This is a genomic window from Enterobacter cloacae complex sp. P29RS (assembly GCF_014893445.1).
GTDB classification, from domain to species: domain Bacteria; phylum Pseudomonadota; class Gammaproteobacteria; order Enterobacterales; family Enterobacteriaceae; genus Enterobacter; species Enterobacter intestinihominis.
The window spans coordinates 83,996-98,703 of record NZ_JADBPZ010000019.1; the positions used below are offsets into that span (position 1 = coordinate 83,996).

The following is a 14,708-nucleotide window of genomic DNA, read 5'->3' on the forward strand; positions in this document are numbered from 1 at the left end:
TCCGCAGGGTTGCCTGTTCTGCTATTATTGCCCTTATCCGTGGACAATTTGCGCCACCATACCATTAAGTTTCAAGAGGTTATTTTACTCATGGCAATCATCGGCATTTTCTTTGGCAGTGATACCGGCAATACAGAAAATATCGCAAAAAACATTCAAAAACAGCTCGGTAAAGACGTTGCTGATGTGCATGACATCGCCAAGAGCAGCAAAGAAGATCTCGAGGGCTATGACATCCTGCTGCTGGGCATCCCGACCTGGTACTACGGTGAAGCACAGTGTGACTGGGACGATTTCTTCCCGACGCTGGAAGAAGTCGACTTCAACGGCAAGCTGGTTGCCCTGTTTGGCTGTGGCGATCAGGAAGACTACGCTGAGTATTTCTGTGATGCGCTGGGCACTATTCGCGACATCATTGAGCCGCGCGGTGCGGCGATCGTTGGTCACTGGCCAACAGCGGGTTACCACTTCGAAGCTTCCAAAGGTCTGGCAGATGACGATCACTTCGTTGGCCTTGCCATTGATGAAGACCGTCAGCCAGAGCTGACCGCAGAGCGTGTAGAAAAATGGGTTAAGCAGGTTCGTGAAGAGCTGAACCTGGACGATATCCTTAACGCCTGATATCCCTGCGGCGCAACTCCGGTTGCGCCCGTTGTCCAGGTAAAACCGATTAAATTAATTGCTACAAACTTTTAACTTTTTCGTCCAGACCTGTACAATATCCCCCTGGTAAAAAGTGGGTGCCATCGAACAAGTTTGTTGGTGATACCACGTTTTTATAAGCATACTTTGCTTGAGACTTGCAGTTTTCATTTAGCCATGGCAGTTCTATAATGAGACGCATTATCCCAAGTGCATTTTCTGTCACTTCTTCTTTTGAAGTGAATCGTTTAGCAACAGGACAGATTCCGCATGACTGACAACAATACCGCATTAAAGAAAGCTGGCCTGAAAGTAACGCTTCCTCGGTTAAAAATCCTTGAAGTGCTTCAGGGGCCAGACAATCACCATGTCAGTGCGGAAGACCTTTATAAGCGTCTTATCGATATGGGTGAAGAGATTGGGCTGGCAACCGTCTATCGTGTGCTGAACCAGTTTGATGACGCGGGCATTGTTACTCGTCATAATTTCGAAGGCGGTAAATCCGTGTTCGAGCTGACTCAGCAACACCACCACGATCACCTGATCTGCCTCGACTGTGGCAAGGTCATTGAATTTAGCGATGATTCCATTGAATCACGCCAGCGTGAAATCGCCGCCCGTCATGGCATCCGCCTGACCAACCACAGCCTGTACCTGTACGGTCACTGTGCTGAAGGGGATTGCCGCGAAAATGAACATGCGCACGACGCAAAATAAGTCAGTGTTCATACTCTGAGCCAGCCGTGAGGTTGGCTTTTTTTTGCCTGGAAAAAGCCCGGTAAGCGCAGCGCCACCGGGCGTAAAGCAACTTATTTATTGTTATTGCGAATCTCGTCCCAAATCTTATCGCAACGCTTCGCCACTTCCTGATCGTTACCGGTTTTACGCGCCTGAATACAGGCCTGGTAATCCATCACGCGAACGTTTTCCTGCGTGGCGAATTGCTCATGGGCTTTGTCTTTTTTTAGCTCGTTCAGCACGCTTTGACAGGCTTCAATCTTCTCAGGTGAACCTTGTGCGGTATTGATGCACGCGCTATACGCCTCTTTCAGACGGGAGTCTTCTTTCGGCGCCTGATCCTGCGCGCACGCCACCAGCCCGAATGCCAGCAGCGCAACGAATACCCTTTTTTTCATCATGTTCAGTCTCCATAACGGCGGGACACAGCCCGCCACAACATTCATCAGAAGATGGTAAATGGCGCAATGACCATGAATTTCACGTCGCGCTCATCCTGGAAGATGTTGCCGTAACCGCCCGCGTAGCTCGGGATATCGGAGTGGTTGTCATACTGGGTGAAGTGCAGTTTGAACATCGTGCCTTTCGCACGACCCTCCTGCAGGGTATAAATCGCATCCAGACTGTATGAAGACTCTTTCAGACGGTAGTTCGGATCGTAGTAGGCGTCTGGCGTAGCCATATCCGCTGGCTTCGCGTCCCAGGCGTACGCGTAGGACGCACCCACTGCCCAGCCAGGCAGGTTCCAGTTCTTCAGGTCATACATTGCGCCGAAGAAGACCGCCTTTTCGCCGTCGGCGTTGAAGTCAGAGCGGTTATCCCACCAGATATCCAGACGACCATTGGAAGAGGCGTAGGTTGGCGTCATACGTTGCAGGAAGTAGCCCTGCTGCCCTTCTGCCTTCACCCATGTACCCTCCAGACGCAAATCAACCTGACCCACTTTGTAGCCGAAGGTCAGCGCCTGTAACCACGCGGTGCCGTCATAAATATCATTTACGCTGCCATCGCTGACCTTGTCGCGCGTACCGTAGAACTGATAGCTGGTGCTCAGCGGGCTACCTGCGATATCAAATTTGTAGCTGGCTTTAGCAAAGTACTGATCGATATAGCCTTCTGCCTGACCAAAAGCCGCTTCCAGCACCAGATCGTTTTTGAAGTCGTACTTCGCCCCCAGCGAGTGGAGATAATCAACTTTGGTTTTTTTATCGTTTTGATAGAACTTGTCCATCTCAATGTGCCACGGCGCTTTGTACTCGTTGGTCCACATATAGGAGAAGCTCAACGCCCCCGCATCGCCGTAGTCAAAATTAGCACCGGCTTCCGCGCCCTGATAGGTACCTGGCATAAAGCTCCAGTGCGGCGCTAACAGCGTCTGACCGGTTGGCTGGATATAACCACCACGCGCCCAGACCGGGCCATATTTGAATTTTGCAGCCGCTTTATACAGGCTGATTCCGCTTTTATCGCCGGACCAGTCTTCGTCGTAAGCTTTATTGCTGGAGGAGAACGCAATTTCGTTCGGATGGCCGCTGTCGCCATTTTCGGCCATTTCAATTGCGGTGAACGCTGCAATATCGATCCCGAACATATCGGCGGCATATCCCGACTGGAAATCCAGGTTGGCGTTCCAGGTCGAGTGAGAGAGGTTAGTTTTGTATTTATCTTCAGTGACGTCTTTACGGTCACGCTCACGTTGCCAGTAATAAATACCGCCCGTAAGGGTGGAATCTTCAATGAAACCTGCTGCTTTTGCCTCTGGCGCAACCACCAGGCCCGACATTGCTGTCACACCGGCGATAGCCAGCGCCAGCGCACTACGTTTGCCACTGAACGTACGCATAGATTATTCCTCTTTGACGAATTAAAACGCCTTAAACGGCGAAAAACAGAAAAGACCAAATGGTCAGGGGTAGTCAGAAATACCCTCGAATTAACTACCGTCTTTAGGTTATTTTTCGCGACGCGAATTATCAATGCTTTTAATCAGGCAAAAGTCAGGATTATGACGAAGAGCACATATTTCGTAGTGCTTTGTAACATTTACCGTGAAGCGAGTACTGGCGGGGGAATACGCTAATTTTCAGTAAGTAACATTGAGATTGAGAATATATTTTTCAGCGTTTCTGTTTTTGGAAAACAACAAACTTTTTTTAAATAAAATAAGTAGCACCACATTGACCTGGAATGTGGGCTTTAAAAGATTATCCCGATGCTTAACGACATGATCGTTAAATAAAAAAACGCCGCATTACGCGGCGTTTGTTTCTCATTGACCAGAGCAGCGTTATTATTCGCCGATCTTAGTCCAGGTATCACGCAGACCCACGGTACGGTTAAATACCGGTTTTTCTGCCGTGCTGTAACGACTGTCCAGGCAGAAATAACCCTCACGTTCGAACTGGAACGCTTTACCGGCTTCAGCGGCTTTCAGAGACGGCTCGGCATACCCCTGCTTGATAATCAGCGACTCAGGGTTAATAACCGCCAGGAAGTCTTCCGCTGCGCCTGGGTTAGGCACGCTGAACAGACGGTCGTAGAGACGGATCTCAACCGGCAGCGCATGCTGCGCGCTCACCCAGTGGATTACGCCTTTCACTTTACGGCCATCCGCCGGATCTTTGCTCAGCGTCTCTGCGTCGTACGTACAGAAGATGGTCGTGATGTTACCTTCCGCATCTTTCTCTACGCGCTCGGCTTTGATTACATAGGCGTTACGCAGACGTACTTCTTTGCCCAGCACCAGACGCTTGTACTGCTTGTTCGCTTCTTCGCGGAAGTCGGCACGATCGATCCAGATTTCACCGCTGAACGGCACGTCGCGGGTGCCCATTTCCGGTTTGTTCGGATGGTTAGGCATAGAGACCAGTTCGCTCCCGCCCTGCGGATAGTTTTCGATAACCAGTTTCACTGGATCGATCACCGCCATCGCGCGCGGCGCGTTTTCGTTCAGGTCTTCACGAATGCAGGATTCCAGAGACGCCATTTCGATGGTGTTGTCCTGCTTGGTGACGCCGATACGTTTGCAGAACTCACGAATGGAGGCGGAGGTGTAGCCACGACGACGCAGGCCAGAGATGGTCGGCATACGTGGGTCGTCCCAGCCTTCAACGTGCTTGTCAGTGACCAGCAGGTTCAGCTTACGCTTGGACATCACGGTGTATTCCAGGTTCAGACGAGAGAACTCGTACTGACGCGGATGCACAGGAATGGTGATGTTATCCAGCACCCAGTCGTACAGACGACGGTTGTCCTGGAATTCCAGCGTGCACAGAGAGTGCGTAATGCCTTCCAGCGCATCGCTGATGCAGTGGGTGAAGTCGTACATCGGGTAGATGCACCACTTGTTACCGGTCTGGTGGTGTTCTGCGAACTTAATGCGGTACAGCACCGGATCGCGCATCACGATGAACGGAGACGCCATATCGATTTTGGCACGCAGACACGCTTTACCTTCTTCGAAGCCACCGGCACGCATTTTTTCAAACAGCGCCAGGTTCTCTTCCACGCTACGATCGCGGAACGGACTGTTCTTACCAGGCTGAGTCAGCGTACCACGGTATTCACGGATTTCGTCAGCAGAGAGCTCGTCGACGTATGCCAGACCCTTGTTAATCAGTTCAACCGCATAGGCATACAGCTGATCGAAATAGTCTGAGGAGTAGCAGATATCGCCAGACCAGTTGAAGCCCAGCCATTGCACGTCGTTTTTAATCGACTCAACGTATTCGATGTCTTCTTTTACTGGGTTGGTGTCATCGAAACGCAGGTTGCACTGCCCCTGGTAGTCTTGCGCAATACCAAAGTTCAGGCAGATCGATTTGGCGTGACCAATGTGCAGGTAGCCATTTGGCTCCGGCGGGAAACGCGTGTGGACTGTGGTGTGCTTACCACTGGCCAGATCTTCATCGATGATCTGACGAATAAAGTTACTCGGGCGGGCTTCTGCCTCACTCATCGTGGATTCCTCAAAGCGTAAACAACGTATAACGGCATATGATCTTATAAGCCGGACGTAGTGACAACCCTTAAAACGTCCCGGAAGAAAATAATGGGGGCAATTGCTGCAAAAAAAAGCGGCGGAGGATATCCCCCGCCGCTAAAGGCATAACTCTACTCAGGAGCGATTACTTGCCTTTAATCTCATACAGTGGCGTTTGGCCTGCAACTACCTGCCCCTGCGCCAGGATCACCAGACCGCTGAAGTCGTCGATGTTGCTGCACACTACCGGGCTTATCATGGAGCGCGCGTTGGCGTTCAGGAACTCCAGATCCATTTCCAGAATCGGCTGGCCTGCCGCCACTTCAGCGCCCTCTTCCACCAGGCGAGTAAAGCCCTGACCGTTCAGCGCAACGGTATCGATACCCATATGGACAACGATCTCCGCGCCTTTTTCCGTTTCCAGGCAGAACGCGTGGTTGGTGTTGAAGATTTTCACGATAGTACCGGCTGCCGGAGAGACCACGGTTTTGTCCGTTGGTTTCACCGCCACGCCATCACCGACCGCTTTGCTGGCGAACGCTTCGTCAGGCACCTGCTCAAGCGCAACAACGTCACCTGTCACCGGAGAAACCAGCGCAGCGATGGTCACCGCATTTGGCACAGCCTGCGGTTTTGCAACCGGCGCGTCAGCTACTGGCGCGTTATCCGTTGAGGCGGCAGCGACCGGCCCACGGGCAACCACTTTTTTCATTTCATCGCCGATAGATTCGGCTTTCGCACCCACGATAACCTGGATGGTTTGTTTGTTCAGCTTCACCACACCAGACGCACCAAGGCGTTTGCACATTGCATCGCTCACGCGCGCGGAGTCGCCCACGGTCAGACGCAGACGGGTAATACAGGCATCGATCGCTTTCAGGTTGTCGGTGCCACCCACAGCGGCAATATAGCTGGTTGCCAGCTGGGTTAAACCCTCTTCGGTATTGCTGTTGGCTTCACTGGTCACAACATCATCTTTCGTATCTTCGCGGCCCGGCGTCTTCAGGTTAAACATACGAATAACCGCGCTGAACAGAACGAAGTAGATAACGAAGAAGATCAGGCCCATCACCACCAGCATCCAGACGTTGCTGCTTGCCGCTGGCAGGTTGTACATCAACACATAGTCGATAGCGCCTGCGGAGAAGGAGAAGCCTGCATGGATACCCAGAAGGGTGGCAACGAACAGGCTGATACCGGTCAGGATCGCGTGCATCAGATACAGCAGCGGAGCCAGGAACATGAACAGGAATTCCAGTGGCTCGGTCACGCCGGTCAGGAAGGCGGTGATCGCAACGGACAGCAGCATCCCGCCAACCATTGGGCGACGCGCTTTCGGCGCAGCCAGGTACATTGCCAGCGCGGCGCCAGGCAGACCAAACATCATGATTGGGAAGAAGCCGGACATGAACATGCCCGCGGTGCCGTCACCTGCGTAGAAGCGGTTGATATCACCGTGGAATACCGCGCCAGCCGCGTTGGTGAACTCACCAATCTGGAACCAGGCGATGGTGTTCAGTACCTGATGCAGACCGGTTGGGATCAGCAGACGGTTAATGAAACCGAAGATGCCCGCGCCCATTGCGCCCGCAGACACGATCCACTCGCCACCCGCATGGATAGCATGCTGAACCGGTGGCCAAACGTAGCCAAAGATGGCGGCGAGGATCAGACAGAAAAAGCCCGTCGCAATCGGCACAAAACGTTTACCGCCGAAGAAGCTCAGGAAGTCAGGCAGTTTGATACCCGCCCAGCGGTTGTACACGGCGCCACCGACCAGACCGGTAATGATACCCGCCAGTACACCCATGTTGATTTCCGGGTTGATGGTTACCATCGCTTTCGTGAGGATGAAGTAACCTACCGCCCCTGCCAGTGCCGCAGCACCGGCGCTGTCTTTTGACCAGCTTGACGCCACGCCGATGGCGAAAATCAGCGCAAGGTTGTCAAAAATGGCGCCGCCTGCCTGGGCAATAAACGGCACATTAAGAAGATCGGGTTGCCCGAATCGCAGCAGCAACGCTGCAACCGGTAGCACGGCGATAGGGAGCTGCAAAGCCCTACCGAGGCGCTGGAAAAAACCTAAAATATTCATCCTATTCCCCCTACGAGACCCTTTGTTAAGACTCGCGCATAAACTATGTTTTTATTGTGTCACGAACGATAGATACTGTTGATGATTCACTGGCAGTGTGAGTGTGTGAAAAATTAATTCGTATCGCAAATTAAACACCTATTTTTTGTGATTATTGTCACCAAATATCGTATTAAACCCTCCCTTTCACTGGCTAACCACGAAAACTTATTTTATCATTCAAAAAATCAAGACGGATTGATCCGGCCTGAAAGGTTCCAGGTTACGCTTAGTTCAGGTTGCACTAATCATCCGCCCACTTTTACTTAAACTTTAGAGGTGAATAATGAGACTGATTCCCCTGGCAACAGCTGAACAAGTCGGAAAATGGGCTGCTCGTCATATCGTTAACCGCATCAACGCGTTCAAACCAACAGCCGATCGTCCTTTCGTACTCGGTCTTCCAACCGGTGGTACTCCCCTGACCGCGTATAAGGCTTTGGTTGAAATGCACAAAGCGGGCCAGGTTAGCTTTAAACATGTTGTGACCTTCAACATGGACGAATATGTCAGCCTGCCAAAGGAACATCCGGAAAGTTACCACAGCTTTATGCACCGTAATTTCTTCGATCACGTTGATATTCCGGCTGAAAACATTAACCTGCTGAATGGAAACGCGCCTGATATTGACGCAGAATGCCGTCAGTATGAAGAAAAAATCCGTTCCTACGGTAAAATCCACCTGTTTATGGGCGGCGTAGGCAACGATGGTCATATCGCGTTCAACGAACCGGCATCTTCACTGGCTTCCCGTACCCGTATTAAAACGTTGACCCATGACACGCGTGTGGCTAACTCCCGCTTCTTTGACGGCGACGTCAATCAGGTGCCGAAATACGCGCTGACCGTGGGTGTGGGTACACTGCTGGATGCCGAAGAAGTGATGATTCTGGTACTGGGCGCAGTGAAAGCGCAAGCGCTTCAGGCTGCCGTTGAAGGCAACGTGAACCATATGTGGACGATCAGCTGCTTACAGTTGCATCCAAAAGCGGTTGTCGTGTGTGACGAACCGTCCACCATGGAGCTGAAAGTGAAAACGCTGAAATACTTCAACGAGCTGGAAGCTGAGAACATTAAAGGTCTGTAATTGAATAACCGCCTCTTTTATCAGGGGCGGTCGCTTTTTTAACCGGGGGTCGATATGTACGCTTTAACCCACGGTCGGATTTATACCGGCCATGAAATTCTGGATGACCATGCGATTGTAATCGCCAATGGCCTGATTGAACGTGTTTGCCCGCTGGCGGAACTGCCGCCGGAGATCGAACAGCGTTCCCTCAATGGAGCAGTAATCTCCCCCGGTTTCATCGACGTACAGCTTAACGGCTGCGGCGGTGTCCAGTTTAACGATACCGCAGAGGCGGTAACGGTTGAAACGCTGGAAATCATGCAAAAAGCCAACGAGAAATCGGGCTGCACCAGCTATCTGCCAACGCTGATTACCAGCAGCGATGACCTGATGAAACAGGGTATCCGCGTCATGCGCGAATACCTGGCAAAACATCCGAATCAGGCGCTGGGTCTGCACCTGGAAGGACCATGGCTGAATATGGTCAAGAAAGGCACCCATAACCCGAACTACGTGCGCAAACCGGATGCCGAGCTGGTGGATTACATGTGCGCCAATGCCGATGTGATCACTAAAGTGACGCTGGCACCGGAAATGACCGGCACGGACGTTATCAGCAAACTGGCCGCCGCCGGGATTGTGGTATCTGCGGGCCATTCGAACGCGACGCTGAAAGAGGCGAAGGCCGGTTTCCGCGCAGGCATTACATTTGCCACACACCTTTATAACGCGATGCCGTATATTACCGGTCGCGAACCGGGACTGGTTGGCGCAATTCTGGATGAACCAGACGTCTACTGCGGCATTATCGCCGACGGCTTGCATGTCGATTACACCAACATCCGCAACGCCAAGCGCCTTAAAGGCGACAAGCTCTGCCTGGTCACGGATGCAACCGCTCCGGCAGGAGCGAATATTGACCAGTTCATTTTTGCTGGTAAAACAATATACTACCGGAATGGACTGTGTGTGGATGAGAACGGCACGCTGAGCGGTTCTTCTCTGACGATGATCGAAGGGGTACGTAACCTCGTTGAACATTGCGGCATTGCGCTTGAGGAAGTGCTGCGCATGGCCACGCTTTATCCGGCGCGCGCTATTGGCGTCGATAAACAGCTCGGCGGTATTGCGCCAGGTATGGTTGCAAACCTGACGGCGTTCACACACGATTATAAAATTATTAAGACCATCGTTAATGGTAACGAGGTCGTCACTGAGTAAGTAAAAGTATGACACCAGGCGGACAAGCTCAAATCGGTAATGTCGATCTCGTTAAACAACTTAACAGCGCGGCAGTTTATCGCCTGATTGACCAGCACGGGCCAATCTCACGCATTCAGATAGCCGAACAAAGCCAGCTTGCTCCCGCCAGCGTGACAAAAATTACACGTCAGCTTATTGAGCGCGGCCTGATCAAAGAAGTGGATCAGCAGGCCTCCACCGGCGGCCGCCGCGCGATTTCCATCGTCACTGAAACCCGCAATTTTCAGGCCATTGGCGTTCGCTTAGGCCGTCATGACACCACGCTTACGCTCTACGATCTGAGCAGCAAGGCCATTGCCGAAGAGCACTACCCCCTTCCTGAGCGCACACAGGAGACGCTCGAACACGCGTTACTGAATACCATCGCGCAGTTTATCGAAAGCTGTCAGCGCAAGATCCGTGAACTCATCGCCATCTCGGTGATTTTACCCGGTCTGGTTGACCCGGAAAGCGGCGTTATTCGCTACATGCCGCACATTAAGGTAGAGAACTGGGGGCTGGTTGAGGCGCTGGAAAAGCGCTTCAAGCTGACCTGCTTTGTTGGTCACGATATCCGCTCGCTGGCGCTGGCGGAGCACTACTTTGGTGCGAGCCAGGACTGCGAAGACTCTATTCTGGTGCGCGTTCACCGTGGTACAGGTGCGGGTATCATCTCGAATGGCCGCATTTTTATTGGTCGTAACGGTAACGTAGGCGAGATCGGTCATATCCAGGTGGAACCGCTTGGCGAGCGCTGCCACTGCGGTAACTTTGGCTGTCTTGAAACCGTTGCCGCCAATGCCGCCATTGAACATCGCGTCCGCCACCTGCTGGAGCAGGGTTATCAGAGCCGCGTCACGCTGGGCGACTGTAAGATCGGTGCCATCTGCAAAGCGGCAAACAAAGGCGATGCGCTGGCCTGCGAAGTGATCGAACAGGTAGGACGCCACCTGGGTAAGACCATCGCCATTGCCATCAACCTGTTTAATCCGCAAAAAGTGGTGATCGCCGGCGAGATCGTTGAAGCCGAAAAAGTATTACTGCCTGCCATTGAAGGCTGCATCAATACCCAGGCGCTGAAGGCATTTCGCCAGAATTTGCCGGTGGTGCGATCTACGCTCGATCACCGCTCGGCAATTGGCGCATTCGCCCTGGTAAAACGTGCCATGCTCAACGGGATCCTGCTGCAACATTTGCTGGAATCCTGATCGGACCTTATAGTAACGCCTTCTTTTTTTGATGTCGGATTGTCCATGACCATTAAGAATGTAATTTGTGATATCGACGGCGTGCTGATGCACGACAACGTTGCCGTGCCGGGTGCTGCGGAGTTTCTTCACCGCATCATCGACAAAGGAATGCCACTGGTTCTTCTCACGAACTACCCTTCACAGACTGGTCAGGATCTGGCAAATCGCTTTGCTACCGCGGGCGTCAATGTCCCGGACAGCGTGTTTTATACCTCTGCGATGGCGACCGCGGATTTCCTGAAGCGTCAGGAAGGCAAAAAAGCCTACGTGGTTGGCGAAGGCGCGCTGATCCACGAGCTGTATAAAGCGGGCTTCACCATCACCGACGTGAATCCGGACTTTGTCATCGTGGGCGAAACGCGCTCCTTTAACTGGGAGATGATGCATAAAGCAGCCTACTTTGTCGCCAATGGTGCACGTTTTATCGCCACTAACCCGGATACGCATGGTCGTGGTTTTTATCCCGCCTGCGGTGCGCTGTGCGCCGGTATCGAAAAAATCTCAGGCCGTAAGCCGTTTGTTGTCGGCAAACCGAGCCCGTGGATCATCCGCGCTGCACTGAATACGATGCAGGCACACTCAGAAGAAACCGTCATTGTTGGCGACAACCTGCGCACCGATATTTTGGCCGGCTTCCAGGCCGGGCTTGAAACCATCCTGGTGCTTTCTGGCGTTTCACAGCTTGATGACATTGATACGATGCCGTTCCGGCCAAGCTGGATTTACCCCTCTGTCGACGAAATCGACGTTATTTGATTCAGAACCACGCCCCAGGGCGTGGTTTTTCATTTCTGCTGCCTGAAAATATCACTTCATCTAACGAAATCAGCTCTTCATTGAGAAATCATCAATAGAATGGCTTAATGCATACTCTTTTTTTAAGATTCGGCAATTGCCATTGCACTTTTTACGTTTTCATCGGTAAAACGCTTGCGCCCCCTCCCCTTTTTGCGGCATTTTCATAAGCAAGCAACATCACAACGCAACAGGGTTAACGGAGAAGGTTATGTGTTCTATTTTTGGCGTACTGGATATTAAAACTGACGCGGGCGAACTGCGTAAAAAAGCACTCGAATTGTCCCGCCTGATGCGCCACCGCGGTCCGGACTGGTCAGGCGTTTACGCCAGCGATAAAGCGATTCTGGCTCACGAACGTCTTTCCATTGTTGATGTCAACGCTGGCGCACAGCCGCTGTATAACGAGAAAAAAACGCACGCGCTGGCTGTTAACGGTGAAATTTACAACCATCAGGCGCTGCGCGCTGAGTACGGCGATCGCTACGCGTTTCAGACCGGCTCAGACTGCGAAGTGATCCTGGCGCTGTATCAGGAGAAAGGCCCGGAGTTCCTCGACGACCTGCAAGGTATGTTCGCCTTCGCGCTGTACGACAGCGAAAAAGACGCTTACCTGATTGGCCGCGACCATATTGGTATTATCCCGCTGTACATGGGACACGATGAACACGGTAACTTCTACGTTGCCTCAGAGATGAAAGCCCTGGTACCGGTGTGCCGCACCATCAAAGAGTTCCCGGCAGGTAGCTACCTGTGGAGTAAAGACGGCGAGATCCGCCCGTACTACCAGCGCGACTGGTTTGATTATGAGGCGGTGAAAGACAACGTGACGGACAAAGCCGAACTGCGTCAGGCACTAGAGGAGTCAGTGAAAAGCCACCTGATGTCAGACGTACCCTACGGCGTACTGCTCTCCGGCGGTCTGGACTCCTCCGTGATCTCCGCGATCACCAAGAAATTCGCCGCACGTCGCGTGGAAGATCAGGAGCGCTCAGAAGCCTGGTGGCCGCAGCTGCACTCCTTTGCCGTGGGTCTGGAAGGGGCACCTGACCTGAAAGCCGCCCAGGAAGTGGCGAACCATCTCGGCACGGTGCACCATGAAATTCACTTCACCGTACAGGAAGGTCTGGATGCGATCCGCGATGTGATCTATCACATTGAAACCTATGATGTGACCACCATTCGCGCCTCCACGCCGATGTATTTGATGTCGCGGAAGATCAAAGCGATGGGCATCAAGATGGTGCTCTCCGGCGAAGGTTCTGACGAAGTGTTTGGCGGTTATCTCTATTTCCACAAAGCGCCAAACGCCAAAGAGCTGCATGAAGAAACGGTGCGTAAGCTACAGGCGCTGCACATGTTTGACTGCGCGCGCGCCAACAAAGCGATGTCCGCCTGGGGTGTGGAAGCCCGCGTGCCGTTCCTCGATAAGAAATTCCTCGATGTGGCGATGCGCATCAACCCGCAGGACAAAATGTGCGGCAACGGCAAAATGGAGAAACATATCCTGCGTGAATGTTTTGAATCCTACCTGCCGGCGAGCGTGGCGTGGCGTCAGAAAGAGCAGTTCTCCGATGGCGTAGGTTACAGCTGGATCGACACCCTGAAAGAGGTGGCGGCAAAACAGGTTTCTGATCAACAACTGGAAACTGCGAGCTTCCGCTTCCCGTACAACACGCCAGCCTCGAAAGAAGCGTATTTGTACCGTGAGATCTTTGAGGAGCTGTTCCCGGTTCCAAGTGCAGCCGAGTGCGTACCGGGTGGTCCATCGGTCGCCTGCTCTTCTGCTAAAGCCATTGAATGGGATGAATCCTTCAAAGCCATGAACGATCCGTCAGGACGCGCAGTGGGCGTTCACCAGTCTGCCTATAAATAATGTTCAGAGTATCATCAGGCCCTCCGGGGCCTGATTTTTTTGCCTCTCTTTTCCCCGCATAAAATCGATTAATAACCAATAATTGTCGAATATTCGGCCTCGCTGTTCGCAACCTAACCAAACAGTCACATTCCGGCTATTTTCATTGAAAAAGGTGTTGACGCTGCAAGGGTCTATACGCATAATGCGCCCCGCAACGCCGATAAGGTAACGCGAAAAAAAGATGGCTACGTAGCTCAGTTGGTTAGAGCACATCACTCATAATGATGGGGTCACAGGTTCGAATCCCGTCGTAGCCACCATCTTTTTTGCGGGAGTGGCGAAATTGGTAGACGCACCAGATTTAGGTTCTGGCGCCGCAAGGTGTGCGAGTTCAAGTCTCGCCTCCCGCACCATTCCCAGGTAAGCGTTGCACGGATGGGGTATCGCCAAGCGGTAAGGCACCGGTTTTTGATACCGGCATTCCCTGGTTCGAATCCAGGTACCCCAGCCATCGAAGATTGCAGTACTGGCTACGTAGCTCAGTTGGTTAGAGCACATCACTCATAATGATGGGGTCACAGGTTCGAATCCCGTCGTAGCCACCATATTTATGTTATCGAATACGATTCGGTAAACTGAACATTGTTGGGGTATCGCCAAGCGGTAAGGCACCGGATTCTGATTCCGGCATTCCGAGGTTCGAATCCTCGTACCCCAGCCACTTTAAAGTCGTTAAGCAGTTTGTTTAACGCAATTGGGGTGTCGCCAAGCGGTAAGGCTCTGGTTTCTGATACCAGCATTCCGGGGTTCGAATCCCTGCACCCCAGCCACTTAAAACAAAAAAGCCCGCTCTGCGGGCTTTTTTGTTTTTGTTGCTCAGAATAGTGCGGCCTGATGCCCTCACCCTAACCCTCTCCCACCGGGCTGAGGGATCCCCAGTAATTTTTTTATGCAGAAGCAATAAAGTTGCTTTCTAAATGACTGAGGGCTGTCAGCGA

The 14,708-nt window shown here is 52.3% G+C and carries 11 protein-coding genes and 6 tRNA genes; 13 read left to right on the forward strand and 4 right to left on the reverse strand.

The features are described 5' to 3' along the window. Positions 1–90 precede the first annotated feature (90 nt). Positions 91–621, forward strand: coding sequence for a flavodoxin FldA (gene fldA, locus IM282_RS15275; RefSeq protein ID WP_003858653.1), 531 nt, complete (start codon positions 91–93; stop codon positions 619–621). 291 nt (positions 622–912) lie between these two features. Next, a complete protein-coding gene (gene fur / locus IM282_RS15280; protein WP_003858655.1) occupies positions 913–1,359 on the forward strand; it encodes a ferric iron uptake transcriptional regulator in 447 nt (148 codons plus the stop codon). 92 nt (positions 1,360–1,451) lie between these two features. Here fur and chiQ read toward each other — a convergent pair whose 3' ends face one another. The 4 genes from chiQ to nagE all read right to left on the reverse strand — a co-directional run bounded on the left by chiQ (position 1,452) and on the right by nagE (position 7,457). Next, positions 1,452–1,778: a ChiQ/YbfN family lipoprotein gene (gene chiQ, locus IM282_RS15285; protein WP_048965598.1), complete on the reverse strand. Its 327-nt coding sequence runs from the start codon at positions 1,776–1,778 to the stop codon at positions 1,452–1,454. Between the two features lie 47 nt (positions 1,779–1,825). Further along, on the reverse strand, positions 1,826–3,223 hold the full coding sequence (gene chiP / locus IM282_RS15290; protein WP_017694280.1) for a chitoporin: 1,398 nt from the start codon (positions 3,221–3,223) through the stop codon (positions 1,826–1,828). 447 nt (positions 3,224–3,670) lie between these two features. After that, a complete protein-coding gene (glnS, locus tag IM282_RS15295) occupies positions 3,671–5,338 on the reverse strand; it encodes a glutamine--tRNA ligase (protein WP_015571127.1) in 1,668 nt (555 codons plus the stop codon). A 169-nt stretch (positions 5,339–5,507) separates the two neighbouring features. Next, the gene (gene nagE, locus IM282_RS15300; RefSeq protein WP_192970534.1) at positions 5,508–7,457 is read right to left on the reverse strand and encodes a PTS N-acetyl glucosamine transporter subunit IIABC; all 1,950 of its coding nucleotides are present in this window, start codon (positions 7,455–7,457) and stop codon (positions 5,508–5,510) included. Positions 7,458–7,782: 325 nt separating this feature from the next. Between nagE and nagB the strand changes: the two genes are divergently transcribed. The 11 genes from nagB to IM282_RS15355 all read left to right on the forward strand — a co-directional run bounded on the left by nagB (position 7,783) and on the right by IM282_RS15355 (position 14,540). Continuing rightward, positions 7,783–8,583: a glucosamine-6-phosphate deaminase gene (gene nagB / locus IM282_RS15305; RefSeq protein ID WP_192970535.1), complete on the forward strand. Its 801-nt coding sequence runs from the start codon at positions 7,783–7,785 to the stop codon at positions 8,581–8,583. A 54-nt stretch (positions 8,584–8,637) separates the two neighbouring features. Further along, positions 8,638–9,786, forward strand: coding sequence for an N-acetylglucosamine-6-phosphate deacetylase (gene nagA, locus IM282_RS15310; RefSeq protein WP_003858664.1), 1,149 nt, complete (start codon positions 8,638–8,640; stop codon positions 9,784–9,786). A gap of 8 nt (positions 9,787–9,794) precedes the next feature. After that, positions 9,795–11,015 carry an N-acetylglucosamine repressor gene (locus IM282_RS15315; RefSeq protein WP_022647442.1) on the forward strand — a complete coding sequence of 407 codons (1,221 nt, stop codon included), beginning with the start codon at positions 9,795–9,797 and terminating at the stop codon, positions 11,013–11,015. 45 nt (positions 11,016–11,060) lie between these two features. Continuing rightward, positions 11,061–11,813, forward strand: coding sequence for a ribonucleotide monophosphatase NagD (gene nagD, locus IM282_RS15320; RefSeq protein WP_003858667.1), 753 nt, complete (start codon positions 11,061–11,063; stop codon positions 11,811–11,813). Positions 11,814–12,063: 250 nt separating this feature from the next. Beyond that, positions 12,064–13,728 carry an asparagine synthase B gene (gene asnB, locus IM282_RS15325; RefSeq protein WP_015571128.1) on the forward strand — a complete coding sequence of 555 codons (1,665 nt, stop codon included), beginning with the start codon at positions 12,064–12,066 and terminating at the stop codon, positions 13,726–13,728. A gap of 225 nt (positions 13,729–13,953) precedes the next feature. Further along, positions 13,954–14,030 (forward strand) — tRNA-Met (locus IM282_RS15330). 8 nt (positions 14,031–14,038) lie between these two features. Next, positions 14,039–14,123 (forward strand) — tRNA-Leu (locus IM282_RS15335). Between the two features lie 23 nt (positions 14,124–14,146). Beyond that, positions 14,147–14,221, forward strand: a tRNA-Gln gene (locus tag IM282_RS15340). Between the two features lie 17 nt (positions 14,222–14,238). Continuing rightward, positions 14,239–14,315, forward strand: a tRNA-Met gene (locus tag IM282_RS15345). 41 nt (positions 14,316–14,356) lie between these two features. Next, positions 14,357–14,431, forward strand: a tRNA-Gln gene (locus IM282_RS15350). Between the two features lie 34 nt (positions 14,432–14,465). Beyond that, positions 14,466–14,540: transfer RNA gene (locus IM282_RS15355), tRNA-Gln, on the forward strand. Positions 14,541–14,708: the final 168 nt, after the last annotated feature.

Excerpts from the sequence above, each read along its gene's own strand:
- fldA (WP_003858653.1), top strand. The coding sequence starts at position 91 with ATGGCAATCATCGGCATTTTCTTTGGCAGTGATACCGGCAATACAGAA.
- fur (WP_003858655.1), top strand. The coding sequence starts at position 913 with ATGACTGACAACAATACCGCATTAAAGAAAGCTGGCCTGAAAGTAACG.
- chiQ (WP_048965598.1), bottom strand. The coding sequence starts at position 1,778 with ATGAAAAAAAGGGTATTCGTTGCGCTGCTGGCATTCGGGCTGGTGGCG.
- chiP (WP_017694280.1), bottom strand. The coding sequence starts at position 3,223 with ATGCGTACGTTCAGTGGCAAACGTAGTGCGCTGGCGCTGGCTATCGCC.
- glnS (WP_015571127.1), bottom strand. The coding sequence starts at position 5,338 with ATGAGTGAGGCAGAAGCCCGCCCGAGTAACTTTATTCGTCAGATCATC.
- nagE (WP_192970534.1), bottom strand. The coding sequence starts at position 7,457 with ATGAATATTTTAGGTTTTTTCCAGCGCCTCGGTAGGGCTTTGCAGCTC.
- nagB (WP_192970535.1), top strand. The coding sequence starts at position 7,783 with ATGAGACTGATTCCCCTGGCAACAGCTGAACAAGTCGGAAAATGGGCT.
- nagA (WP_003858664.1), top strand. The coding sequence starts at position 8,638 with ATGTACGCTTTAACCCACGGTCGGATTTATACCGGCCATGAAATTCTG.
- IM282_RS15315 (WP_022647442.1), top strand. The coding sequence starts at position 9,795 with ATGACACCAGGCGGACAAGCTCAAATCGGTAATGTCGATCTCGTTAAA.
- nagD (WP_003858667.1), top strand. The coding sequence starts at position 11,061 with ATGACCATTAAGAATGTAATTTGTGATATCGACGGCGTGCTGATGCAC.
- asnB (WP_015571128.1), top strand. The coding sequence starts at position 12,064 with ATGTGTTCTATTTTTGGCGTACTGGATATTAAAACTGACGCGGGCGAA.